A 22850-nucleotide genomic window follows, 5' to 3' on the forward strand; every position below is an offset into this window, starting at 1 on the left:
ACGCCTTAGACCGCAGCTGCACCGCTGACGATTTCCGACAGTTCCTTGGTAATCGCGGCCTGACGGGTCTTGTTGTAGACCAGTTGCAGTTCGCCGATCACGTTCTTGGCGTTGTCGGACGCAGCCTTCATGGCCACCATGCGCGCCGATTGCTCGGACGCCATGTTCTCGGCCACGGCCTGGTACACCAGCGCCTCGACGTAGCGGACCAGCAGCTCTTCCACGACGGTCTGGGCATCAGGCTCGTAGATGTAGTCCCACGAGTAGGCGCGCTTCTCTTCTTCGGTCTGCGACAGCTTGTCGGCGGCGAGCGGCAGCAGCTGCTCAACCATCGGTTCCTGCTTCATCGTGTTGATGAACTTGGTGTACGCCACGTACACCGCGTCGACTTCACCATTGGTGAAGGCGTCGAGCTGGACCTTGATCGCGCCGATCAGCTTTTCCAGATGCGGGGTGTCACCGAGGTGCACCACGTGCGAAACCACCTTGGCGCCGATACGGCCCAGGAACTGCATGCCCTTGGTACCGATGGCGGTGGCTTGCACATCCACGCCACGGCCTTGCAGGGCCTTCAGCTCATTGGTCACCGAGCGCAACACGTTCGTGTTCAGGCCGCCGCACAGCCCCTTGTCGGTCGTGACCACAATCATGCCGACGCGCTTGACCTCGCGCTCCTGCATGAACGGGTGCTTGAACTCGGGGTTGGCCGTAGCCAGGTGCGCCGCAATGTTGCGCACCTTCTCGGCGTAAGGACGGGCGTTGCGCATCCGCTCCTGCGCCTTGCGCATCTTGGACGCGGCGACCATCTCCATCGCCTTGGTGATCTTGCGCGTGTTCTGCACGCTCTTGATCTTGGTTCGAATCTCTTTCGTTCCGGCCATATCTTCCTCTCCATCCGAACCATCGCCGCGCCGGCGTGAGCCAGGCGCGGCGACGATGTCGTGGAATTACGCGGTTAGAACGCGGCGGACTTCTTGAAATCCTCGACAGCGGCACGCAGGGCGGCTTCATCTTCCTTCGAGAGCTGCTTGGTCTCTTCGATGCGGTTGATGAGGTCGGCGTACTTGGTCTTCAGGTGGTCGTGCAGGCCCTTCTCGAACGGCAGGATGTCCTTCACTTCCACGTTGTCGAGGAAGCCGTTGTTGGCGGCGAACAGCGAAGCCGACAGCTGCCACACCTGCAGCGGCTGGTATTGCGGCTGCTTCAGCAGTTCGGTCACGCGGCGGCCGCGCTCCAGCTGCTTGCGGGTGGCATCGTCCAGATCCGAGGCGAACTGCGCGAACGCAGCCAGTTCACGGTACTGGGCCAGGTCGGTACGGATACCGCCGGACAGGTTCTTCACCACCTTGGTCTGCGCAGCACCACCGACGCGCGACACCGAGATACCGGCGTTGATGGCGGGGCGGATACCGGCGTTGAACAGGTCGGTTTCCAGGAAGATCTGGCCGTCCGTGATCGAGATCACGTTGGTCGGCACGAACGCGGACACGTCGCCGGCCTGCGTTTCGATCACCGGCAGCGCGGTCAGCGAACCGGTCTTGCCCTTGACGGCGCCGTTGGTGAACTTCTCGACGTAGTCGGCGTTCACGCGGGCAGCACGCTCCAGCAGGCGCGAGTGCAGGTAGAACACGTCGCCCGGGTAGGCTTCACGGCCCGGCGGGCGGCGCAGCAGCAGCGACACCTGGCGATAGGCCCAGGCTTGCTTGGTCAGGTCGTCATAAACGATCAGCGCGTCTTCGCCGCGGTCGCGGAAGTACTCGCCCATGGTGCAGCCGGCGTAGGCAGCCAGGTACTGCATGGCGGCCGAGTCCGAAGCGGCGGCGGCCACGACGACGGTGTATTCCATCGCGCCGTGCTCTTCCAGCTTGCGCACCACGTTGGCGATGGTCGAAGCCTTCTGGCCGATTGCCACGTACACGCAGAAGACGCCCTTGCCCTTCTGGTTGATGATGGCGTCGACCGCGACGGCGGTCTTGCCGGTCTGGCGGTCGCCAATGATCAGCTCACGCTGGCCGCGGCCGATCGGCACCATCGCGTCGATCGACTTCAGGCCGGTCTGCACCGGCTGGCTCACCGACTGACGCGCGATCACGCCCGGGGCGACCTTCTCGATCACGTCCGTTTCCTTGGCGTTGATCGGGCCCTTGCCGTCGATCGGCTGGCCCAGCGTGTTGACCACGCGGCCCAGCAGTTCCTTGCCCACCGGCACTTCCAGAATGCGGCCGGTGCACTTGACCGTGTCGCCTTCGGAAATGTGTTCGTACTCGCCCAGCACCACGGCGCCGACCGAGTCGCGCTCGAGGTTCAGCGCGAGGCCGAAGGTGTTGCCGGGGAATTCCAGCATCTCGCCCTGCATCACGCCAGACAGGCCATGCACGCGGCAGATACCATCGGTCACGGAGATCACCGTGCCGGTGTTGCGCACTTCAGCTTCGGCGCCAAGGCCCGAGATGCGGGTCTTGATCAGCTCGCTGATTTCTGAGGGGTTCAGTTGCATCACAATGCTCCTAATTCTTCAATCCGCCGGACGGCCGCTCAGGCGGCGGTCAGCGCGGTTTGCATGGCTGCCAGGCGCGCACGCACGGAGGTGTCGAGCACTTCGTCGCCAACCTTGACGCTGACGCCGCCGATCAGGGACGGGTCCACCGCCACCTGCGCGTACAGCTTGCGGCCGAACTTGCGTTCGAGTGCGGCGACGAGGTCGTTCAGCTGACCATCTTCCAGCGGGAAAGCGCTGGTGATCTCAACGTCGGACGACCCTTCGCGGGCGTTCTTGAGCGCATGGAACTGTTCGGCGATGTCAGGCATCACCGTCAGGCGGCCGTTCTCCACCAGCAGCTTGACGAAGCGGCGTGCCTCGTCGCTGACCGGGGACTTCAGCACCGACAGGAACAGTTCGGCCAGCTTGTCGCCGGGAATGTTCGGATCGTCGGCGACCGCCTGCATGTCGGCATTGGCGGCAACCTGCCCCATTTCCGACACCAGCTCGGACCATGCACCCAGGTTGCCTGCGCTCGATTCGCTGGCGACGCGGAACAGCGCCTCAGCGTAGGGACGGGCAATGGTTGCGGTTTCAGCCATGATTAGAGCTCAGCCTTGAGTTGATTGAGCAGGTCGTTGTGGACCTGCGCGTTCACTTCACGCTTGAGGATCTGCTCGGCACCCTTGACGGCCAGCACGGCGACCTGGTCGCGCAGTTCTTCGCGCGCGCGGGTAACCTGCTGTTCGGCTTCGGCCTTGGCCTGGGCAATGATGCGTGCGGCTTCTGCCTGGGCGTTCTGCTTGATCTCGTCGGCCGTGAGCTGGGCGCGCTTCTCGGCGTCAGCAACACGTTGAGCGCCTTCGGTGCGGGCTTCGGCCATGGCCTGGTCCACACGCTTGTTGGCGAGTTCGAGCTCGGCCTTGCCCTTCTCGGCAGCGGCGAGGCCATCGGCGATCTTCTTTGCGCGTTCGTCGAGCGCCTTCACCAGCGGCGGCCAAATGAATTTGGCAACAACCCACCACAGGATGAAGAACACGACCATCTGCGCAAAAAACGTTGCGTTCAGATTCATGGTGTGTTCCTTTCGGTAATCAAACTACAGATAAATGCACAAAAGGCGGCCAGGCTGGTGGCCCGCGCCGCCCGTCAGCATCATGCAGACCGAAAAGAATTACTGGATGACAGCCAGCAGCGGGTTGGCGAACGCGAACAGCATTGCAACACCCACGCCGATCAGGAATGCCGCGTCGATCAGGCCGGCCAGCAGGAACATCTTGGTTTGCAGCGGGTTCATCAGCTCGGGCTGACGTGCGCAGGCTTCGATGTACTTGCCACCCATCAGGGCGATGCCCAGGCAGGCGCCGATAGCGCCCAGGCCGATGATGATGCCGATACCGATGGCGGTCAGACCCTGGATGTTGGCGAGAAATGCTTGCATGATGACTCCTTTAATTTAGAGAGACTTAGAACCAAAAAACCAAAAAACCAAAAACCTGAAACTTGCAGTGATCAGTGGTGATCGTGAGCCTGGCCGATGTACACCAGCGTCAGCATCATGAAAATGAAGGCCTGGAGCAGGACGATCAGGATGTGGAAGATCGCCCAGACCGCGCCGGCCACGACATGGCCGACAAAGCCCAGCGCCGACAGGTCCGCGCCGAACGTCCAGATGGAACCCAGCAGCGCGATCAGCAGGAACACCAGCTCGCCGGCGTACATGTTGCCGAACAACCGCATGCCCAGCGACACGGCCTTGGCCAGGAATTCGATGATGTTCAGGACCAGGTTGAACGGGGCCAGGTACCACTTGGCGCCGAACGGGGCCGAGAACAGCTCGTGCATGAAGCCGCCCGCGCCCTTGATCTTGAAGCTGTAGTAGATCATCAGCACCAGCACGGCGCAGGACATGCCCAGCGTACCGTTCAGGTCGGCCGTGGCCACCGCGCGGTGGTGGGGGATATGGATGTGGAAGATCTCGAGGACCTTGTTCAGGCCGGTGACCCAGTCGACCGGAATCAGGTCGATGGCGTTCATCATGGTGATCCAGCAGAACACCATCAGCGCCAGCGGCGCGATCCACGAACGGTCGCCATGGATGATGCCCTTGGCCTGGTCGTCGACCATCTCGACGATCATCTCGACGAAGGCCTGGAAGCGGCCCGGCACGCCCGCGGTGACGCGGCGCGCGGCGGCATACAGGAACAGCACGGCGATGGCGCCGCACAGGACCGACCAGAACACCGTGTCATAGTTGATCACGGAGAAATCGACCACCGACGCCTGCTTGCCGCCGACCGAGTTCAAGTTCTGCAAGTGTTCGGCGATATAGCCGGAGGGTGTCAGCACGTGTTCCGCGCTTTGGGTAGCTTCTGCCATTGTCGAATCGAACGGTATATTGCGAAATCTTCGGGCCGCGCGCCGCTGTCCTGTGCAGCGCCCGGTACGCGTCTTGCATTGCCTTCGGCGGATTCGCCGGTCACCGCGATGCAAGCGGGTTTCCAACCTTGGCCGTGCCCGGTGTCAGCGCCGTGAAACACGCTGCAGCCGTCACGGAAACTCTTGATATTCCGTCTTGGTGCCACCACTTGCAAAGGAAGCACCGTTTTCAAGCAGCGGTCCTAGCGCAAGGCCAGGGCCACTACCCAGTATGTCTTCAGCGCCAGCAGGAACGTGACCAGCATCGGCACCCAGCGCAGATCGCGGTACAGCACCACGACCAGCACCAGCAGCGCCACCGTGGCAAAGACCTTGATCGCCTCACCCAACACCAGTCCGCCTACCGAAGCGCGATCGCGCGCCAGCCACAGGCGGAAGGCGAAGAACCCGCTCGGCACGAAGCACACCATGCCGCCGAACAGCGCCGACCATCCATATGGCCCCGGCTCTTTCGCAAACAGCGCCCAGCACAGTGCCGACAGCAGGGAAACCGCCACCTGCGCCAGGACAACCTTGCCCGGGGTCATGCGCGAAGGACGCAGCGCGCGCTCGCCAAACAGCGTCACCGCCTCGGCATGCGACAGCGGATCGACAGCCTCTTCCTCACGGTCCGCGCCTTCTTTCCAGTCGTCCCAGTCATCTTCCTGACGGGACCCGGCGCCTCGTTGCTGACGGTCTCGCACCACCACCTGCCTGCCTTATCCGGGCCGGAACTTTTCGGCCCGACCAGAATTCAAACCGCACGATTTTAAGGGGAACTACTGATTCGCGTCAATCTGCTTACATTTACCTTGCAGTGCGTTGCGCACAACGGTTGCCATCACGATTGCATGATGGCTGCGCGAAAATTGCGCGGCAATGACGTTTGACGTAATTGGATTGCGCAGTGACCCCTGCGCATGATGGGGGATTACCGGTAGGGCACAAGGTATACCGCGGATGGTCCCGGCCAGTGCTGCGTGCGCGCAACAGTCGCCGCAGCAATGGCCGTTAATCGCGCAGTAAATCAGGCCGCCTGCTGCCCTTCGCGCGATTCGCGCAGGCGCGTCAGCACCCCTTCGAGCGCATCGTTGTTGCTGAAGTGGATCGTCAGCTGGCCCTTGCCACGTGGCGACAGCTTGATCTGCACCGCCAGCCCGAGCGCATCCGACAACTCCTCTTCCAGCCGCGCCACATCGCGCACATTGCTGGTGCCCTTCTGCTTGAGCGACTTCAGGTCGAACGGCTTGAGCGTCGAGGCCACCAGCTTCTCGGTCTCGCGCACCGACAGCCGCTTGTTGACGATCTGGTTCGCCAGCGTGATCTGGTTGGCACCGTCCACCGCCAGCAGCGCGCGCGCGTGGCCCATGTCGAGGTCACCGGCCATCAGCATGGTCTGCACCGGCGCGGCCAGGTTCAGCAGGCGCAGCAGGTTGGACACCGCGCTGCGCGAGCGGCCCACCGACTCGGCCGCCTGCTCGTGCGTGAAACTGAACTCGCGGATCAGCCGCATGATGCCCTGCGCTTCTTCCAGTGGATTCAGGTCTTCGCGCTGGATGTTCTCGATCAGCGCCATCGCCGCGGCGGCTTCGTCGGCCACGTCCTTGACCAGCACCGGCACCTTGTCCAGCCCAGCCAGCCTGGAAGCGCGGAAACGCCGCTCGCCGGCAATGATCTCGTAGCGATCGGGCTCGGCCACGCGCCGCACCAGGATCGGCTGCATCAGGCCCTGGGCGCGGATGCTCGCGGCCAGTTCCTGCAGCGCGCCCTCGTCCATGCGCGTGCGTGGCTGGTACTTGCCCGGCTGCAGCTGGTTCAGGTTCAGCACGGTGGGCGCACCCTCCTGCTTGACCGACTCGACGATTTCGGCGGGCCCGCCCAACAGCGCTTCCAGGCCGCGGCCCAGGCCCTTCTTCTTTGCAGTGCTCATGCTCTTGCCCTCTCCTTCAGCCCAGCTGGCGGACCCGCGCGATCATCTCGGCGCCGAAGTCCAGGTACGCCTTGGCGCCCTTCGATGACGGATCGAACGCCACGCCCGGCATGCCATAGGACGGTGCCTCGGCCAGCCGCACATTGCGCGGGATCAGGGTCTTGAAGACCTTCTCACCGAAGTGCGATTCCAGTTGTGCCGACACCTGCTGCTGCAGCGTCACGCGCGGATCGAACATCACGCGCAGCAGGCCGATCACCTGCAGGTCGCGGTTCAGGTTGGCGTGCACCTGCTTGATGGTGTTGACCAGGTCCGACAGCCCTTCCAGCGCGAAGTACTCGCACTGCATCGGCACGATCACGCCGTGCGCCGCGCACAGGCCGTTAAGCGTCAGCAGCGACAGCGACGGCGGGCAATCGATCAGCACGAAGTCATAGTCGCCGTCGACCTCGGCGATGGCCTGGCGCAGCCGGCGCTCGCGCTGGTCCAGTTCGACCAGTTCCACTTCCGCTCCGGCCAGTTCACGGTTGGCCGGCAGCACGTCGTACTTGCCGGTTTCGGAGCGCTGGCGCGCCTGCGGGATGCCGGCCAGGCCGACCAGCACCTGGTACACGCTGGTTTCCAGCGCCTGCTTGTCGATGCCGGAGCCCATCGAGGCATTGCCCTGCGGGTCCAGGTCGACCAGCAGCACGCGCTGGCCCTGCGCCGCCAGGCCAGCGGCAAGGTTCACCGTGGTGGTGGTCTTGCCTACCCCGCCCTTCTGGTTTGCGATCACGAATACCTTGGCCATAAGCTTCTGCGGCTCCTGCTTCAAATCATCCGGCCAGCACGCGGCTGGCAGTTCGCGGCGCGCTTGCGCAGCGCCGCGGCGTAGGTCATGCGGGGGTGCCCGCGCGGCGCGACAGCACCACCAGGTGGCGCTCGGCCTCCAGCCCGGGCACGGTCAGACGCGGCACGGCGTCGACCTGCCAATGCGCCATCAGTCCCGCGGCTTCCATGCGGTCCAGCTCGGCCTGCGGATACACCCCCTTCATCGCGATCAGCTTGCCGCGCGGCGCGAGCAACTGGCCCGACAGGCTGACGAAATCCGTCAGCTCGGCAAACGCGCGCGAGGTGATCACGGCAAAGCCGTCGGCATCGTCCAGCTTCTCCACCGGCCCCCAATGCGCGGCGGCATTGGACAAGCCCAGCTGGGCGCGGCACTGCGTCAGGAAAGCGGTCTTCTTCTGCACGATGTCGACCATCAGCACCGACACATCCGGACAGGCGATGGCCAGCGGCAGGCCCGGCATGCCGCCGCCCGAGCCCACATCGAGCACCCTGCCCCGGGCCGGCGCATCGACTTCGGCGGCACGGGCGGCTTCGGCCAGCGCCGGGACCGCGGCGAGCGAATCCAGCAGGTGATGCGTAAGCATCTCGTCGGGATGGCGGATGGCGGTCAGGTTGTAGACGCCATTCCATTTGCGCAGCAGGGCAAGGTACGCGAACAGCGTGTCGATCCGGCCCGGCGCCAGGGCCAGCCCGATCTCGGCCAGGCCCGCTTCAAGGCGACGACGCTGCGTGGCGTCGTCGGTCATGGTGTGTCGCGGTGCGGGCACTCTCAGGCGGCCTCTTCACCGTTGCCGGAGGAAGCGCCGGCGTCTGCACGGCCGCGGCCAAGGCCCTTCTTCTTCAGGTGTACCAACAGCAGCGAGACTGCCGCTGGCGTCACACCCGAGATGCGCGAAGCCTGGCCCAGCGTTTCCGGGCGATGCTGGTTCAGCTTCTGGCTGACTTCAAAACCGAGCCCGCGCACTTCGGTGTAATCCAGCCCTTCAGGCAGGCGCGTCGATTCGTTGGCTTCCAGCTTGTCGACTTCGGCCGCCTGGCGGGCGATATAGCCGTGGTACTTGATGCCGATCTCGATCTGCTCGCGGATCTGCTCCGCCAGCATCGGCTCCGCATCCAGCGGGGCCTCGGGCGCGTGGCGGCCGCCCTGCAGTGCCATCAGGGCTTCGTAGCTGACTTCCGGGCGACGCAGCAGGTCGGCCAGGCTGTACTCGCGTTCGATCGGCTTGCCAAGCAGCGGCACCGCCTCTTCGGCTGGCAGCATCGCCGGGTTCACCCAGGTGCTCTTCAGGCGCTCTGTTTCACGTGAAACAGCGTCGCGCTTGCGGTTGAATGCATCCCAGCGCGCATCGTCGACCACGCCAAGCTCGCGGCCGACCTCGGTCAGCCGCATGTCGGCGTTGTCCTCACGCAGGCTCAGGCGGAATTCCGCCCGGCTGGTGAACATCCGATACGGCTCGGTCACGCCACGCGTGATCAGGTCGTCGACCAGTACGCCCAGGTAAGCCTGGTCGCGGCGCGGCGCCCACGGATCGCGCTCGCGCACGTAGCAACCGGCATTGATACCGGCCAGCAGGCCTTGTGCCGCGGCTTCTTCATAACCGGTCGTGCCGTTGATCTGGCCGGCGAAGAACAGGCCCCGAATAGCCTTGCTCTCCAGCGATGCCTTCAAACCTCGCGGATCGAAGTAGTCGTACTCGATTGCATAGCCGGGACGCAGGATATGGGCGTTTTCCAGACCCCGGATCGAATGCACCAGTTCCAGCTGCACGTCGAACGGCAGGCTGGTCGAGATCCCGTTGGGATAGAACTCGTTGGTGGTCAGCCCTTCCGGCTCCAGGAAGATCTGATGGCTTTCCTTGCTGGCAAAGCGATGGATCTTGTCCTCGATGCTGGGGCAGTACCGCGGCCCGACTCCCTCGATCACACCGGTGTACATCGGCGAGCGGTCCAGACCGCCACGGATGATGTCGTGGGTGCGGCTGTTGGTATGGGTGATCCAGCACGGCAGTTGCTGCGGGTGCTGTTCGGGCCGGCCGAGGAAGGAGAAGACCGGCACGGGATCGAGGTCGCCAGGCTGCTCTTCCATCACCGAAAAATCGATGGTGCGCCCGTCGATACGCGGCGGCGTACCCGTCTTCAGGCGGCCTTGCGGCAGCTTCAGGTCCTTCAGGCGTGCCGACAACGACACCGCAGCCGGGTCGCCGGCGCGGCCGCCGGTGTAGTTGTCCAGCCCGACGTGGATCTTGCCGTCCAGGAACGTGCCGGCGGTCAGCACGACCGCCCGCGCGCGGAAGGCGATGCCGACCTGCGTCATGGCGCCGACGACACGGTCGCCCTCCACCATCAGGTCGTCTACGGCTTGCTGGAACAGCATCAGGTTCGGCTGGTTCTCGAGCCGCGTCCGGATCGCCTTGCGATACAGCACTCGATCCGCCTGGGCGCGCGTGGCACGCACGGCCGGTCCCTTGCTGGAATTCAGGATGCGAAACTGGATGCCGGCCTCGTCCGTGGCGGCCGCCATGGCGCCGCCCATGGCGTCCACTTCCTTGACCAGATGCCCCTTGCCGATGCCCCCGATCGACGGGTTGCAGCTCATCTGTCCAAGCGTCTCGATGTTATGGGTCAGCAGCAGCGTCTGGCAGCCCATGCGGGCCGCGGCAAGTGCGGCTTCAGTGCCGGCATGGCCACCGCCGACGACGATGACATCGAATTCTTTCGGGTAAAGCATGGGACACCTCCTCCGGGAGGCTGGCGGGAAAATACGGGAATGCGAAATTATAGCGGCATTCGAGTTATCACTTTCCGGCGGACACCATGTTTCACGTGAAACATGGCGCTTGCGGTACGCCATCAGTCGCCTGAAAGCGACGTTGTGTTTCACGTGAAACAAAAAGGCCGGGCGCAAGGCCCGGCCATATGTTTCACGTGGAACAAGCGCCTCAGATCTGCGAACGGATATAGCCCCCCACTTGCTCGATCAGCTTGCCCAGGTCACGCTGCAGCGAAGCGAAGCCGGCATTGCGCTCGCGAGTCACCTCATCCATGTACAGGGGACGCCGGATCTCGATCTGCAGGCTGTTGCGCCGCTCCTCCGGACGCCCGATCTGCGCGATCAACTGCACGCCCTTGTACGGGTCGTTGCGCGCGACGGTGTAGCCCATGCCGCGCAGCTCCCGTTCGACCAGATCCACCAGCCCCGGCTCGCAGGTCGTGCCGTCGCGATCGCCGAGCACAAAATCCGCCAGCGGATGCGGGCTGGCGATTTTCAGGCGCTCGTAGGCATTGTTGGGCATAGAGTGCAGGTTCAGGTGCCAGAGCGCGCCAAAGCGCGCGTAAGCGCCCTCCACGGCCTCGGCCAGCGCCGCATGGTACGGACGATAGTAGCGCTCTATGCGGGCCTGCACTTCCGCGACCGACAGCCGCCGGTCGTAGATTGGCGTGGCCGCGTCGATCCGGCTCCAGATCAGCCCGTAGCCCAACTGCGTCTTAGGCCCGGGGGCCAGCGCGGTCGGCCAGGCACCGTCGAGCTGTGCCGGGTCGATGTCATCGACCATCCGGTTCGGATCGATATAGACGCGCGGGAAGGTTGCCGCCAGCAGTGTGCCGCCCGCCGCGGGTACGGCCTGCCACAGCGCGTCCACATGCGTATCCTCGCCGCCGCGCAACCGCGCGGCCGGCACCGCGGCGCCAAAGTCGGTCGGGTAAGCGGTCCCGCTATGCGGCGAGTCGCACACCAGCGGCAGGGCCTCCCCTTCCGGCAAGCGCACGATCATCGGCGGCAGCGCGGCCGCCTGGTTGTTTGCTTCCGCCATGCCTTAGTCCAGCTTGATCTCGGCTGCCTTGGCGACGCGAGCGTAGCGCGCCATGGCCTGCTGGATCTGTGCCTTGAACTGTTCCGGCGTGGTCGGCACCAGGGTGCCGCCGGACTCTTCCACCTTGCGCTTGAACTCGGGGTTCTGCATGGCCTTGTGAATTGCCTGGTTCAGCCTGGTGACGATGGCAGGCGGCGTATTGGCGGGCGCGACAATGCCGAACCAGCCGCCGTCGCCCATGTCCTTGAAGCCCAGTTCGGCGTAGGTCGGCACGTTGGGCAGCTGCGCGGAGCGGGCCGCGCCCAGCACCGCCAGTGCGCGCAGACGGCCGGCCTTTACGTGCGGCAGCGTCGACGACAGGTTGTCGGTGATCGCGTTCACCTGCCCTGCCACGGCGTCGTTCAGCGCCAGTCCGGCGCCCTTGTAGGGCACGTGCAGCAGGTCGATCTTGGCCAGCATCATGAAGTTCTCGATGTTGACGTGGCCGAGCGAGCCGGCACCCGGCGAGGCGAAGCTGTACTTGCCGGGATTGGCCCTGGCGAGCGCGATGAACTCTTGCATGGTCTTGGCCGGGACGCTTGGGTGCACCGCGAACACGCTGGGGATCGCCACCACGTTGGTGACCGGGGCAAAGTCCTTGATCGGGTCGTACTTGAGCTTGGGGTACACGGCCGGATTGGAGCCATGCGTGCTCCCTGTGGCCATGCCGATGGTGTAGCCATCCGGCGCGGCATTGGCGACCTGCTCCATGCCCAGCGAACCACCGGCGCCGCCCTTGTTCTCCACCACGATCGACTGTCCCAGCTCGCGGCCGGCAAACTCGGCCACCAGGCGCGCCGACAGGTCGGTGGAGCCGCCGGCGGCAAATGGCACGATCAGACGGATCGGGCGGGTCGGGTAGTTGGCCTGCGCCAGCGCGCTGCCGGCAAAGACCAGCGTGGCGGTGGCGGCGGTGCCGGTCAGCAGCAGCTGGCGGCGGGACATCCGGGCTCGGAACATGGGGTTTCTCCTGTTGGTGTTTTGTGCATGAACCGGGCGAGTGTCAGCCGTTTACCGGCCAGGCGCAAACGACTATATTGCACCTTTGCATTACCAAAGATCATCCTTGCGCCGGGCGCGGCAAACCGCCCTCCCCGCTCTTCGCCTCCCCCTCCGCCATGCGGTTGCATTCCCCTTCGATGTCCGAGTTGCACGCCTTTGCCACCGCGGCGCGGCTGGGCAGCTTTACGCGCGCGGCGGAGGAACTGTGCGTGACGCAGGGAGCGATCAGCCGTGCCATTGCCCGGCTGGAAGCCCATTTCGGCCAGCCACTGCTGCAGCGTAACGCCCACCGGCTGGGGCTGACGGACGCCGGCCGGCAATTGCTCGATGCCGTGGCCGAACCGCTCGCCACCATCGAACACGCCAGCGCCGCGTTGCGCGCCGGCGACCGCCGGCACCATCTGACGCTGTCCGTGGTGCCTACCTTGGCCAGCGTCTGGCTGGTGCCGCGCCTGCCGGATTTCCACCGCCGGCATCCGGAAATCCGGCTGGACTTCGTTCCCTACCAGCGTGACGAAGACTTGTCCGGCCCTTCCCCCGACGCCGCCATCCTGGCTGGCGAAGCCGGCAAATGGCCCGGCCTGCAGGCCGACTACGTGGTCGGCCGGGAAATGGTGCCGGTCTGCCACCCGGACCGCGTCCGCGCCCGGCGCGAGGCCGGCCTCTGGCAATCCCCGGCGGAGCTGCTGGACGAGCCCCTGCTCTACCACACCACCGCGCCGGCGAACTGGCAAAACTGGCTGCAGGCGGCCGGCGTACCCAACGCTGCGCCCAGGTTATCCACAGCGTTCGACCAGGTCTCGATCCTGATCCAGGCCGTGCGCGCGGACATGGGCGTGGCCGTGCTGCAGCGCTGCCTGGTGCGCGAGGAAATTGCGGCTGGACGCGTGGCGGCACCGTTTGACCTGCCAATTACGCTGCAACGCGGCTATTTTCTGTGCGCGCCGAAGGAGCGGCGCGATCATCCGGCGCTGAATTGCTTCCGCACATGGCTGTTGGAAACCGCAGCCGAGGATACCGGCCGAGAAAACACCGAGTTATTCAGCGGATGACACTTATTATGGTTCATCGATGCGTAAAAATTCATCGTGCGAATTTATATCCTGGTCGACCTGCAGCGTACGAATTTTCAGCCAGCCTTTACCGATCATGCAATTCATCACAAGAATATGATGGAGAGTGATATGGATGGGATGCGCCGTCCGAGGCCGTAGTGCCGGGGGAAATCGGTTATCCCCAAAGTTATTCACACCACCAATAACAAAGGGCCCGCACGTGCGGGCCCTCATTCCTCTCGCGAAATCGGGAGGACTTATGCCGCCTTTTTCGCCAACCCAAGGTAAGTTTCGATCACCTTCGGGTTCGCCGCCAGTTCCTCGGCCGGCCCTTCCATCGCCATGTCGCCGGTCTCGATCACATAGCCATAGTCCGCCACCTGCAGCGCCGCGCGGGCGTTCTGCTCGATCAGCAGCGTGGCCACGCCGGTCTGACGCAGGTTGCTGATGATGTGGAAGATCTCCTTGACGATCAGAGGGGCCAGGCCAAGGCTGGGCTCGTCCAGCATCAGCAGCTGCGGCTTTGCCATCAGCGCGCGACCCACCGCCAGCATCTGGCGTTCGCCGCCGGAGAGCGTGCCGGCGTCCTGCCGCGCGCGCTCGCGCAGGCGCGGAAACAGCTCGTAGACCACGTCCATCTGGTCCAGGTAGTTCTTTTCGCCGGCGCGCTTGCGGCGGAAGGCACCCAGCTGGAGGTTGTCCTCCACCGTCATCGAGGCGAACAGCTCGCGCTTTTCCGGCACCAGGCACATGCCGCGCGCGACCCGTCCTTCCACCGGGATGCCGGCCATGTCGTGGCCCAGGTAGCTGACCGCGCCGCTGGACGACCCCGTCACCGGCAGCGCGCCCATGATCGCATTGAGCATGGTCGACTTGCCGGCGCCGTTGGGGCCGATCACCGTAACGATCTTGCCGGCCTCCACCTTCAGGTTGGCGCCGTGCACCGCTTCGACCTTGCCGTAGCGGACGTGCAGGTCCTTCACTTCGAGAATCAGGCTCATGTCGGGTCCGTGCTCCACATTTATTCCACGCCACCCAGATAGGCTTCCAGCACCGCGGGGTTCTTCTGCACTTCCTCGGGCACGCCCTCGGCGATGCGCGTGCCGAATTCCATCACCACCAGCCGGTCGGTCAGGTTCATCACGAAATCCATGTCGTGCTCGACCAGCAGCACGCTCATGCCCTCGCTCTTGAGCTTGCGCAGCAGCTCGGCCAGCGCCTGCTTCTCCTTGTAGCGCAGCCCCGCGGCCGGCTCGTCGAGCAACAGCAGCGCCGGGTCGCAGCACAGCGCACGCGCGATTTCAAGAATGCGCTGCTGGCCCAGCGCAAGACTGCCAGCTTCCATGTACATGCAGTCGGCCAGGCCCACGCGCTCGAGCTGGCGCTTCGCCTCGAACAGCAGCTTCTCTTCCTCGGCCTTGTTCATGCGCAGGATCGCCGCGCAGACCCCGCCCTGCGCGCGGAAGTCGCCGCGCAGGTGCGCGCCGATGGCGACGTTCTCGAGCACCGTCATGGTCGGAAGCAGGTGCACGTGCTGGAAGGTGCGGCCGATGCCGCGCTTGACGATCTCGCGCGACGGCAGGCCCGAGATCACCTCGCCGCGGTAACGCACCTCGCCGCCCGAGACCGGCAGCACGCCGGTCACCAGGTTGAAGGTGGTGGACTTGCCCGCGCCATTGGGGCCGATCAGGCCGATGATCTCGCCGGCACGCACCTGGAAGCTGACATCGTTGACCGCCACCAGCCCGCCGAACTGCTTGCGCGCGGCGCGCACGTCCAGGATCAGCTCGCCCGCCTCGGGCTTCTGGCGCACCGCCAGCCCCGCGGCCTGCCCCGGCGCCAGCACCGGCGGCCCGGAAGGCACCAGGCGCCGCAGGAACGGCCAGATGCCATCGCGCGCGTACTGCAGCAACAGCACCAGCAGCACGCCGAAGACGATGATCTCGAAGTTGCCGTTGGCGCCGAGCAGCTTGGGCAGCACGCCCTGCAGCACGTCCTTCAGGATGGTGAGGATGCCCGCACCCAATACTGCGCCCCATACGTGGCCGACGCCGCCGACCACGGCCATGAACAGGTATTCGATGCCGTAGTTCAGGCCGAACGGCGTCGGATTCACCGCGCGCTGCAGGTGCGCGTACAGGAAGCCCGACACGCACGCCAGAATCGCCGCGACCACGAAGATCACCACCTTCATCCACGCGGTGTTCACGCCCATGGCCTCGGCCATCACGCCGCCGCCCTTGAGCGCGCGGATGGCGCGCCCCGGGCGCGAGTTCAGCAGGTTCTGCATCGCCAGCACCGCCAGCAGCACCACCGCCCAGATCAGGTAGAACATCGAACGCCCGGACTGCAGCTCGATGCCGAAGAAAGACAAGACCGGGATGCCGTTGAGCCCGTCATACTTGCCCAGGAACTCCAGGTTGCCGAACAGGAAGAACAGCGACAGGCCCCAGGCGATGGTCGCCAGCGGCAGGTAATGGCCGGACATGCGCATCGTGATGAGCCCGATCACATAGGCCGACGCCATCGTGATCACCAGCCCCACCAGCAACCCGAACCACGGCGACAGCCCGAACTGCGTGGTCAGGTACGCGGTGCTGTACGCGCCCAGGCCCACGAACGCCGCCTGCCCGAACGAGGTCATGCCGCCCACGCCTGTGAGCAGCACCAGCCCGATGGCGACGATGCTGTAGAGCCCGATGTAGTTGCCCAGCGTGATCCAGAACTCCGGCGTCGGCAGCACCGGCAGCAACGCCAGCACCACGATCAGCGCCAGCACCAGCACCCGGTTGCGGTTCAGCCGCGCGCGGCTGCCGGCCTCGGCGCCGGCCACGCCGGCCTGCTTGTCGGTCAGCATGGTCATGGCTTATTCCTCCTCCTCGACATGCTTGCTCGTCAGCGAGCGCCACAGCAGCACCGGAATGATCAGTGTGAAGACGATGACCTCCTTGAACGCGCTGGCCCAGAAGGACGAATACGATTCCAGCAGCCCCACCAGCAGCGCGCCGAGCGCCGCCACCGGATAGCTCACCAGCCCGCCGACGATGGCGCCGACAAAGCCTTTCAGGCCGACCAGGAAACCCGACTCGTAGTACACCGTGGTCAGCGGCGCGATCAGGATGCCGCACAGCGCCCCCATCGCCGCCGCCAGCGTGAACGACAGGCGCCCCGCCTGCGTGGTGCCGATGCCGACCAGGCGCGCGCCCAGCCGGTTCACCGCGGTCGCGCGCAGCGCCTTGCCCTGCAGCGTGCGCTCGAAATAGAAATAGAGCGCGCCGATCAGCAGGGCCGACACCGCCACCACCCATAGGCTTTGCCCCGAGATGCTGAGCGCGCCGACCTCGAAGCGCGCATCCGAGAACGGATTGGTGCGCGAGCCCTCGGCGCCGAACATCACCAGCCCCAGACCCACCAGCGCGAAGTGCACGCCCACCGAGACGATCAGCAGCACCAGCGTGCTGGCCTCGGCCAGCGGCTGGTAGGCCAGGCGGTACAGCATCGGCCCCAGCGGGATGATGATCAGCAGCGTCAGCGCGACCTGCGCCAGCATCGGCAGCGGCTGCGCGCCATACTGCTGCACCACCCAGTGCACCGCCAGCGGAAACACCAGGTACTTGCCGGCCAGCACCGCCAGCCGCTGGCCCAGCGTGCGCCGCAGCTCGGCGCTGCGCAGCACGGTGACGGTCTCGTAGAGGAAGGTCAGCACGCCCATCGCCACCAGCAGCCAGCTGGTCTGCGGCGCGTGCCCGGCCTGCATCGCGGCCAGCGTCAGCGCGCCATAGGCGACGAATTCCCCTTGCGGAATGAAGATGACGCGGGTCACCGAGAACACCAGCACCAGCGCCAGCGCCAGCAACGCGTAGATCGCGCCCGAGGTGATGCCGTCCTGCGCCAGGATGGCGGCGATAGATAGGTCCATTGTCTCCCCGTCTTTTGGAAATACCTGCCTGCATCATATGGGGGCCGACAGGGTGCTTGCGTGCTTCGGGATTACGGAATAGTAAACGGATTGCCTAATGTGGAAATACAGGCAAGCCCTAATGAGAGGTGGGTGGGGGGATGTGGGTGTTTAGCATTGTTGCTATGCGGTTGGATGTCGCGCTTGGCGGGCGTGGCTGTTTCGCCGGCGTAGCCGGCGAGTCACTTCTTGTCCAAGCGACAAGAAGTAACCAAGAAACGCGTCGCCTATGCGGCTGGCAATCCATTCCACGGTGTTGGTGATTCGCACGGTAGTGCTTTCCGTTTGGGCGTGGTTGCCCGTTCGACCCTGCTACGCCATGTGAGTCAGGGATAGTGCCTTCGATAACCCACTATTGAACGATCCCCATGCAGGGCGTAGGCCGCCTGCTGCAAACGGTATCGCGGGGACGCCTACGGCTGCTGCGCGGGCTCAAAATGCGCTGACGGGCATTGGGCGCTTGCGCGAAGCGCAGCCGAAGGCGTTGATGCGATATCGCTCGCCAGCCCGGGCCACCGCCCTGCATGGGGATTGTCCAAAAGCCGGATAACGAAGGCAGCGGTCCAGACTCACCTGGCGTAGCAGGGTCGAACGGGCACCCACATCCAAACGGCAAGCACCGCCGCCCATATGACCAGCGCCGCTCAATTTATAGCCAGCCGCTCAGGCGACGCGCTCTTTGCCTACTTTCTGTCGCTCGGACAGAAAGTAGGTCGCCGGCTGCGCCGGCGAAACAGCCACGCTAGTCAAGCGCGACAGCCAATCGCATGGCAGCAAGCCAAAGCGCTGCGCCCACCAGGGGCGCCATCAAGCCCCAAAACGCCCCGCTCCCAACCCTCACTTATTCAACAATTTCCACTTGCCGTCGACGATCTGCACCATCACGCGCGCGCGCTGGTCGAAGCCGAGGTGGTCGGAGGCGCTCATGTTCATGATGCCGTGCGACACCGGCAGGTTCCTGGTCTGCTCCATGGCGTCGCGCAGTGCCTTGCGGAACTCCTTGGTGCCCGGCTGGCCCTTCTTCAGCGCTTCCGGGATCGCGTGCTGCAGGATCAGGCCCGCATCCCAGGCGTGGCCGCCGAAGGTCGAGACCTGTCCGCCGAAGGCCTTCTCATAGGCGGTCTTGTAGGTCAGCGCCGGCTTCTTCACCGGGTTGCTGTCGGGCAGCTGCTCGGCCACCAGCAGCGGGCCGGCGGGCAGGAAGGTGCCTTCGCAGTCCTTGCCGCACACGCGCAGGAAGTCGGCATTGGCAACGCCGTGGGTCTGGTAGACCTTGCCCTTGTAGCCGCGCTCCTTGAGCGTCTTGGCCGGCAGGGCCGCGGGCGTGCCCGAGCCGGCGATCAGCACGGCGTCGGCGTTGGCGCCCATCATCTTCAGCACCTGCCCGGTGACCGAGGTATCGGTACGGGCAAAGCGCTCGTTGGCAACCACCTTGATCTTGCGCAGCTCAGCCACCTTGGCGAATTCCTGCGCCCAGCTGTCGCCGTAGGCATCCGCGAAGCCGATGAACGCCACCGTCTTCACGTTGTTGTTGCTCATGTGCTCGGCAATGGCGGTGGCCATGTGCGAGTCGTTCTGCGGGGTCTTGAAGACCCAGGCGCGCTTGGCGTCCATCGGCTCGATGATGCGGGCCGAGGCGGCCATGGTGATCATCGGGGTCTCGTTCTCGGCGACCACGTCGACCATCGCCAGCGAGTTGGGCGTGACGGTCGAGCCGACCATCACGTCGACCTTGTCTTCGCTGATCAGCTTGCGCGTGTTCTTGACCGCCGTGGTGGTGTCCGAGGCATCGTCCAGCACGATGTACTCGATCTTCTTGCCCGCGATTTCCTTGGGCATCAGCGTGAAGGTGTTCTTTTCCGGAATGCCCAGCGATGCCGCCGGACCGGTGGCCGAAACCGTCACCCCGACCTTGACCTGCGCCTGGGCGGCCCCGGCAACCAGGCTGGCCGCAGCGATTGCCAGCAGGCTGGCGCGCTTGAAATCCATCTTGTCTCCTTCGGTTCCTGAAACGGAAAGGCATCCGTCCGGCGTCCGCCGGCGGATGCCCCTTTTTTGGATCGACCCCTCGGGTCAACGCAGGCACATCGCCGGCACCTGCGCTACAACCAGGAACGACACCGGGCCGTTCCCCAATTTCCCGTCCACGCCACTCCCCCGGAAAGGCGCTTCGGTGATTCACCGACCGTGCGGTCGGGAATGCGGATCGAGTCTATCACAGGGCCCTGGCGCGAACAGCGAGGATTAACCCGCATCGCCCGGCCCGCCTGGCTTTGCCGTCAGCGCACGAAGGCGTCCCAGGCAGTCTTCAGGATCAGCGCGCTGACCACCACGATAAACACCTTGCGCACGAAGGCGCTGCCGTGGCGCAGCGCCAGCTTGCTGCCGACCTGGCTGCCCGCGACATTGGCCACCGCCATCACCAGGCCCAGCTGCCACCAGATATGGCCCTTGCTGGCGAGCAGCAGCAGCGCCGCCAGGTTGGTGGCCAGGTTGACCAGCTTGGTCGATGCCGCGGCGTGCAGGAAGTCGTAGCCGAACACCCGCACGAACACGATCATCAGGAAGCTGCCGGTGCCCGGCCCGAACACGCCGTCATAGAAGCCCAGCACGGCGCCGGCAAGCAGCGCCGCGCCGCGTTCGCCCCAGCCGCTCAGCGTCGGTGCGTGTTCGGCGCCCAGGTCCTTCTTGGCGACGGTGTAGACCAGCAGCGCCACCAGCACGAACGGCAGCGCCTTGCGCAGCGGCTCGGCCGGAATCATGGTCAGGGCCCAGGCACCGGCCATCGAGCACGCAAAGGCCGCCACCACCGCCGGCGCGGTCGCGCCCCAGTAGATGCGCACGCTGCGGCCGTAGCGCAGCGCCGCGCTGGCGGTGCCGGCGATCGAACCGACCTTGTTGGTGCCAAGCAGCGTCGCCGGCGCCAGGTTGGGATAGGCCGAGAACAGCGCCGGGATCTGGACCAGCCCGCCGCCGCCGGCGACCGCGTCGATCAGGCCGGCAAGAAAGGCGGCAACCGCCAGGAATGCGAATTCCGTCATTGCAGGAAAGCGAAAAGGGGGAAAAGGAAAGGAGGATGGCCAGCAACGGCCGGAACCGCGGCGCCGGCGCACCACCGGCGCAAAGCGGATCAGCCGAGTACCTTGGCCGCGGGCACCAGACTGCCGTGCCACATGCCGTTGCCGTGCAGGCGGAAGCCGGGCGGCGCGCCGCCGTGGCCGGCCACCAGCGCGGGCGCCAGCAGCGCGTGGCGGATGCCGTGCGCACGGCCCCACTCGGCCAGCGTGGCGCAGCAGGCTTGCAGGCAGGCGCGGCGGGCGGCCGCGTCCAGCTCCGGCCGTACCCACCATTCGGTGGTGCAGGCCGCAAGGCCCGCCAGCTCGAGGCTGGGCAGCAAGGCCACCGGCAGGCAGGCGAGCGGAGCGCCGCCGTCCGGCGCGTCGCTGGCCAGCAGGCAGATGCCGCGCCCGGACTGGGCCAGCAGTTCGCCCAGCATCAGTTGCCGCGCGCGCGCGTCGGGCACGGGCAAGGGCTGGATCCGGTCCAGCCAGTCCGACACCAGGGCAGCGTCGGCGCCCTGCCCCAGGCGTACGCGGACCTGCGGCGCGACATGGCCGCCCGCGCGCGGGACAGTTGGGGACGGATCAGGGGGAACGGTTGCGGACATGGGCGAGCAGCAAGAAGCGCCCGCATTGTCGCATGCGTGAGGCCGCAAGGTGATGCCGATGCGGCATGAATGCCCCAAAACAGGGCGAAAGCGTCACTAACGGGCGCAAAGCCCCAATGAAAAAAGCGTTGCCGAGGATCACCCGGCAACGCCCTTTATTTATAACGCTGCTACCCGACACCGGGTGCGCGCCTGTCGTCTCCTCGCTTCCGCCTCCATTTAACCTGCGAAAACCGTATATGGAATGTAACGAAGCGGTGCATCGAGGACAAGCTAGAAAAAACCCTAGCCCCAGAATCGGGCATGTCGACCCGCGGTCACTCCTTGCGCCCGGCGTGTCCGCCGAAGCGCGCCAGCAATTCGCCCATGATGCCGCGGCGGAAGGTCAGCACGCAGATCACGAAGATCACGCCGGTCACCATCGTCACCGACTCGCCCAGGGTATTGAACCACTGCAGGCCGGTTACCGACGCCAGGAAGGTGCCGATATCGCCCAGCTTGTTCTCGAGCGCGACGATGACGAAGGCGCCGACGATCGGGCCGGACAAGGTGCCCAGGCCACCGACCAGCGTCATCAGGATCACCGAGCCCGACATCGACCAGTGCACGTCGGTCAGGGTTTCGAAGCCCAGCACCAGCGCCTTGATCGAGCCGGCCAGCCCCGACAGCGCCGCCGACAGCACGAACGCGGTCAGCTTGAAGCGATCGACATCGTAGCCCAGCGACACCGCGCGCGGCTCGTTCTCCTTGATCGCCTTCAGGATCTGGCCGAACGGCGAATGCACCGTGCGCACGATCAGCGCGAACGCCGCGACGATGATCACCAGCGCCACGTAGTACAACGTCAGGTCATCCGACAGCGGCAGCACGCCGAACAGCTTGCCGCGCGGAATGCCCTGCAGCCCGTCCTCGCCGCCGGTGAACGGCGCCTGCAGGCAGATGAAGAACAGCATCTGCGCCAGCGCCAGCGTGATCATCGAGAAGTAGATGCCCTGGCGCCGGATCGCCAGCGATCCGACCACGTAGCCGATCAGCGCGCCGGTGGCCGTGCCCAGGATCAGTCCGATCTCGGGCGTCACGCCCCACACCTTCATGGCATGGCCGGCCGCATAGCCGGCACCGCCGAAGAAGGCGGCATGGCCGAACGACAGCAGCCCGGTATAGCCGATCAGCAGGTTGAACGCGCAGGCAAACAGCGCGAAGCACAGCACCTTGAGCACGAATACCGGATAGGCACCCGCCAGCGGCGCGGCGATCAGCGCCAGCAGCAGCAATCCGTACAACAGTTTCTTCTGCACGCCCTGTCCTTTTCCTGCCTGGCCCGCGTTGGCAGCCACCGAGGGCTGCGTCGATGATGTGGTTGGTGCGCTCATCACTTCTCCTTCCCGAACAGCCCGGCCGGGCGCAGCAGCAGCACGATCACCATGATGAAGAACACCACGGTCGACGATGCTTCAGGATAGAACACCTTGGTCAGGCCCTCGATCACGCCCAGCCCCAGGCCAGTCAGGATCGACCCCATGATCGAACCCATGCCGCCGATCACCACCACCGCGAACACGATGATGATCAGGTTCTGCCCCATCAGCGGCGAGATCTGGATCACCGGCGCGGCCAGCACGCCGGCAAACGCGGCCAGCGCCACGCCGAAGCCGTAGG

General features: G+C 65.3%; 22 protein-coding genes. 1 reads left to right on the top strand and 21 read right to left on the bottom strand.

Annotated features, from left to right (window positions below; all coding sequences use genetic code 11):
• Positions 1-5: 5 nt before the first annotated feature.
• From atpG to GA0116996_RS24565, 13 genes are all read right to left on the bottom strand, one after another.
• A complete protein-coding gene (gene atpG / locus GA0116996_RS24505) occupies positions 6-881 on the bottom strand; it encodes a F0F1 ATP synthase subunit gamma (RefSeq protein ID WP_092316767.1) in 876 nt (291 codons plus the stop codon).
• A gap of 74 nt (positions 882-955) precedes the next feature.
• Positions 956-2497 carry a F0F1 ATP synthase subunit alpha gene (gene atpA / locus GA0116996_RS24510; protein WP_018006200.1) on the bottom strand — a complete coding sequence of 514 codons (1542 nt, stop codon included), beginning with the start codon at positions 2495-2497 and terminating at the stop codon, positions 956-958.
• Positions 2498-2535: 38 nt separating this feature from the next.
• Positions 2536-3081, bottom strand: coding sequence for a F0F1 ATP synthase subunit delta (locus GA0116996_RS24515; RefSeq protein WP_092316769.1), 546 nt, complete (start codon positions 3079-3081; stop codon positions 2536-2538).
• A 2-nt stretch (positions 3082-3083) separates the two neighbouring features.
• Positions 3084-3554, bottom strand: coding sequence for a F0F1 ATP synthase subunit B (locus tag GA0116996_RS24520; RefSeq protein WP_062795846.1), 471 nt, complete (start codon positions 3552-3554; stop codon positions 3084-3086).
• A 99-nt stretch (positions 3555-3653) separates the two neighbouring features.
• Entirely contained in the window at positions 3654-3920 is a 267-nt protein-coding gene (atpE, locus tag GA0116996_RS24525; RefSeq protein ID WP_011299478.1) for a F0F1 ATP synthase subunit C, read from the bottom strand.
• 71 nt (positions 3921-3991) lie between these two features.
• Positions 3992-4858 (bottom strand): F0F1 ATP synthase subunit A, encoded by an 867-nt coding sequence (gene atpB / locus GA0116996_RS24530; RefSeq protein WP_035848827.1) that lies wholly within the window; start codon positions 4856-4858, stop codon positions 3992-3994.
• 242 nt (positions 4859-5100) lie between these two features.
• Positions 5101-5607 (bottom strand): ATP synthase subunit I, encoded by a 507-nt coding sequence (locus tag GA0116996_RS24535; RefSeq protein WP_012354284.1) that lies wholly within the window; start codon positions 5605-5607, stop codon positions 5101-5103.
• Between the two features lie 317 nt (positions 5608-5924).
• Positions 5925-6827: a ParB/RepB/Spo0J family partition protein gene (locus GA0116996_RS24540; protein ID WP_092316771.1), complete on the bottom strand. Its 903-nt coding sequence runs from the start codon at positions 6825-6827 to the stop codon at positions 5925-5927.
• 16 nt (positions 6828-6843) lie between these two features.
• The gene (locus tag GA0116996_RS24545) at positions 6844-7617 is read right to left on the bottom strand and encodes a ParA family protein (protein WP_012354286.1); all 774 of its coding nucleotides are present in this window, start codon (positions 7615-7617) and stop codon (positions 6844-6846) included.
• Between the two features lie 85 nt (positions 7618-7702).
• Positions 7703-8404 (bottom strand): 16S rRNA (guanine(527)-N(7))-methyltransferase RsmG, encoded by a 702-nt coding sequence (gene rsmG / locus GA0116996_RS24550; protein WP_092316773.1) that lies wholly within the window; start codon positions 8402-8404, stop codon positions 7703-7705.
• A gap of 23 nt (positions 8405-8427) precedes the next feature.
• Complete coding sequence (mnmG, locus tag GA0116996_RS24555; RefSeq protein WP_092316775.1) at positions 8428-10386, bottom strand: tRNA uridine-5-carboxymethylaminomethyl(34) synthesis enzyme MnmG; 1959 nt, start codon at positions 10384-10386, stop codon at positions 8428-8430.
• 211 nt (positions 10387-10597) lie between these two features.
• Positions 10598-11470, bottom strand: coding sequence for an N-formylglutamate amidohydrolase (locus tag GA0116996_RS24560; protein ID WP_092316777.1), 873 nt, complete (start codon positions 11468-11470; stop codon positions 10598-10600).
• Between the two features lie 3 nt (positions 11471-11473).
• Positions 11474-12469, bottom strand: coding sequence for a Bug family tripartite tricarboxylate transporter substrate binding protein (locus GA0116996_RS24565; RefSeq protein ID WP_092316779.1), 996 nt, complete (start codon positions 12467-12469; stop codon positions 11474-11476).
• 158 nt (positions 12470-12627) lie between these two features.
• On the opposite strand from GA0116996_RS24565, the gene GA0116996_RS24570 reads away from it, so the two are divergent.
• Complete coding sequence (locus GA0116996_RS24570) at positions 12628-13563, top strand: LysR substrate-binding domain-containing protein (RefSeq protein ID WP_092316781.1); 936 nt, start codon at positions 12628-12630, stop codon at positions 13561-13563.
• A gap of 260 nt (positions 13564-13823) precedes the next feature.
• Here GA0116996_RS24570 and GA0116996_RS24575 read toward each other — a convergent pair whose 3' ends face one another.
• The 8 genes from GA0116996_RS24575 to GA0116996_RS24610 form a co-directional block, all read right to left on the bottom strand.
• Positions 13824-14567: an ABC transporter ATP-binding protein gene (locus tag GA0116996_RS24575; RefSeq protein WP_092316783.1), complete on the bottom strand. Its 744-nt coding sequence runs from the start codon at positions 14565-14567 to the stop codon at positions 13824-13826.
• A 20-nt stretch (positions 14568-14587) separates the two neighbouring features.
• On the bottom strand, positions 14588-16429 hold the full coding sequence (locus tag GA0116996_RS24580; RefSeq protein WP_092316785.1) for a branched-chain amino acid ABC transporter ATP-binding protein/permease: 1842 nt from the start codon (positions 16427-16429) through the stop codon (positions 14588-14590).
• A gap of 3 nt (positions 16430-16432) precedes the next feature.
• Positions 16433-17485: a branched-chain amino acid ABC transporter permease gene (locus GA0116996_RS24585; RefSeq protein WP_092316787.1), complete on the bottom strand. Its 1053-nt coding sequence runs from the start codon at positions 17483-17485 to the stop codon at positions 16433-16435.
• Between the two features lie 876 nt (positions 17486-18361).
• A complete protein-coding gene (locus GA0116996_RS24590; protein ID WP_092316788.1) occupies positions 18362-19513 on the bottom strand; it encodes an ABC transporter substrate-binding protein in 1152 nt (383 codons plus the stop codon).
• A 290-nt stretch (positions 19514-19803) separates the two neighbouring features.
• Positions 19804-20565, bottom strand: coding sequence for a sulfite exporter TauE/SafE family protein (locus GA0116996_RS24595; protein WP_062795871.1), 762 nt, complete (start codon positions 20563-20565; stop codon positions 19804-19806).
• A gap of 89 nt (positions 20566-20654) precedes the next feature.
• Positions 20655-21191 (bottom strand): hypothetical protein, encoded by a 537-nt coding sequence (locus tag GA0116996_RS24600; protein WP_092316790.1) that lies wholly within the window; start codon positions 21189-21191, stop codon positions 20655-20657.
• A gap of 317 nt (positions 21192-21508) precedes the next feature.
• Positions 21509-22564, bottom strand: coding sequence for a branched-chain amino acid ABC transporter permease (locus GA0116996_RS24605; RefSeq protein WP_221221585.1), 1056 nt, complete (start codon positions 22562-22564; stop codon positions 21509-21511).
• Positions 22564-22850, bottom strand: a 287-nt coding sequence (locus GA0116996_RS24610; RefSeq protein ID WP_425248318.1) for an ABC transporter permease subunit, incomplete at its 5' end; no start/stop codon positions are given. The genes GA0116996_RS24605 and GA0116996_RS24610, both read right to left, overlap by 1 nt.

Source organism: Cupriavidus alkaliphilus (assembly GCF_900094595.1).
In the GTDB taxonomy this organism is placed as follows: Bacteria; Pseudomonadota; Gammaproteobacteria; order Burkholderiales; family Burkholderiaceae; genus Cupriavidus; species Cupriavidus alkaliphilus.

Bases quoted from the DNA above. Each gene is read 5' to 3' on its own strand.
- atpG (WP_092316767.1), bottom strand. From the start codon at position 881: ATGGCCGGAACGAAAGAGATTCGAACCAAGATCAAGAGCGTGCAGAAC.
- atpA (WP_018006200.1), bottom strand. From the start codon at position 2,497: ATGCAACTGAACCCCTCAGAAATCAGCGAGCTGATCAAGACCCGCATC.
- GA0116996_RS24515 (WP_092316769.1), bottom strand. From the start codon at position 3,081: ATGGCTGAAACCGCAACCATTGCCCGTCCCTACGCTGAGGCGCTGTTC.
- GA0116996_RS24520 (WP_062795846.1), bottom strand. From the start codon at position 3,554: ATGAATCTGAACGCAACGTTTTTTGCGCAGATGGTCGTGTTCTTCATC.
- atpE (WP_011299478.1), bottom strand. From the start codon at position 3,920: ATGCAAGCATTTCTCGCCAACATCCAGGGTCTGACCGCCATCGGTATC.
- atpB (WP_035848827.1), bottom strand. From the start codon at position 4,858: ATGGCAGAAGCTACCCAAAGCGCGGAACACGTGCTGACACCCTCCGGC.
- GA0116996_RS24540 (WP_092316771.1), bottom strand. From the start codon at position 6,827: ATGAGCACTGCAAAGAAGAAGGGCCTGGGCCGCGGCCTGGAAGCGCTG.
- GA0116996_RS24545 (WP_012354286.1), bottom strand. From the start codon at position 7,617: ATGGCCAAGGTATTCGTGATCGCAAACCAGAAGGGCGGGGTAGGCAAG.
- rsmG (WP_092316773.1), bottom strand. From the start codon at position 8,404: ATGACCGACGACGCCACGCAGCGTCGTCGCCTTGAAGCGGGCCTGGCC.
- mnmG (WP_092316775.1), bottom strand. From the start codon at position 10,386: ATGCTTTACCCGAAAGAATTCGATGTCATCGTCGTCGGCGGTGGCCAT.
- GA0116996_RS24560 (WP_092316777.1), bottom strand. From the start codon at position 11,470: ATGGCGGAAGCAAACAACCAGGCGGCCGCGCTGCCGCCGATGATCGTG.
- GA0116996_RS24565 (WP_092316779.1), bottom strand. From the start codon at position 12,469: ATGTTCCGAGCCCGGATGTCCCGCCGCCAGCTGCTGCTGACCGGCACC.
- GA0116996_RS24570 (WP_092316781.1), top strand. From the start codon at position 12,628: ATGCGGTTGCATTCCCCTTCGATGTCCGAGTTGCACGCCTTTGCCACC.
- GA0116996_RS24575 (WP_092316783.1), bottom strand. From the start codon at position 14,567: ATGAGCCTGATTCTCGAAGTGAAGGACCTGCACGTCCGCTACGGCAAG.
- GA0116996_RS24580 (WP_092316785.1), bottom strand. From the start codon at position 16,429: ATGACCATGCTGACCGACAAGCAGGCCGGCGTGGCCGGCGCCGAGGCC.
- GA0116996_RS24585 (WP_092316787.1), bottom strand. From the start codon at position 17,485: ATGGACCTATCTATCGCCGCCATCCTGGCGCAGGACGGCATCACCTCG.
- GA0116996_RS24590 (WP_092316788.1), bottom strand. From the start codon at position 19,513: ATGGATTTCAAGCGCGCCAGCCTGCTGGCAATCGCTGCGGCCAGCCTG.
- GA0116996_RS24595 (WP_062795871.1), bottom strand. From the start codon at position 20,565: ATGACGGAATTCGCATTCCTGGCGGTTGCCGCCTTTCTTGCCGGCCTG.
- GA0116996_RS24600 (WP_092316790.1), bottom strand. From the start codon at position 21,191: ATGTCCGCAACCGTTCCCCCTGATCCGTCCCCAACTGTCCCGCGCGCG.
- GA0116996_RS24605 (WP_221221585.1), bottom strand. From the start codon at position 22,564: ATGAGCGCACCAACCACATCATCGACGCAGCCCTCGGTGGCTGCCAAC.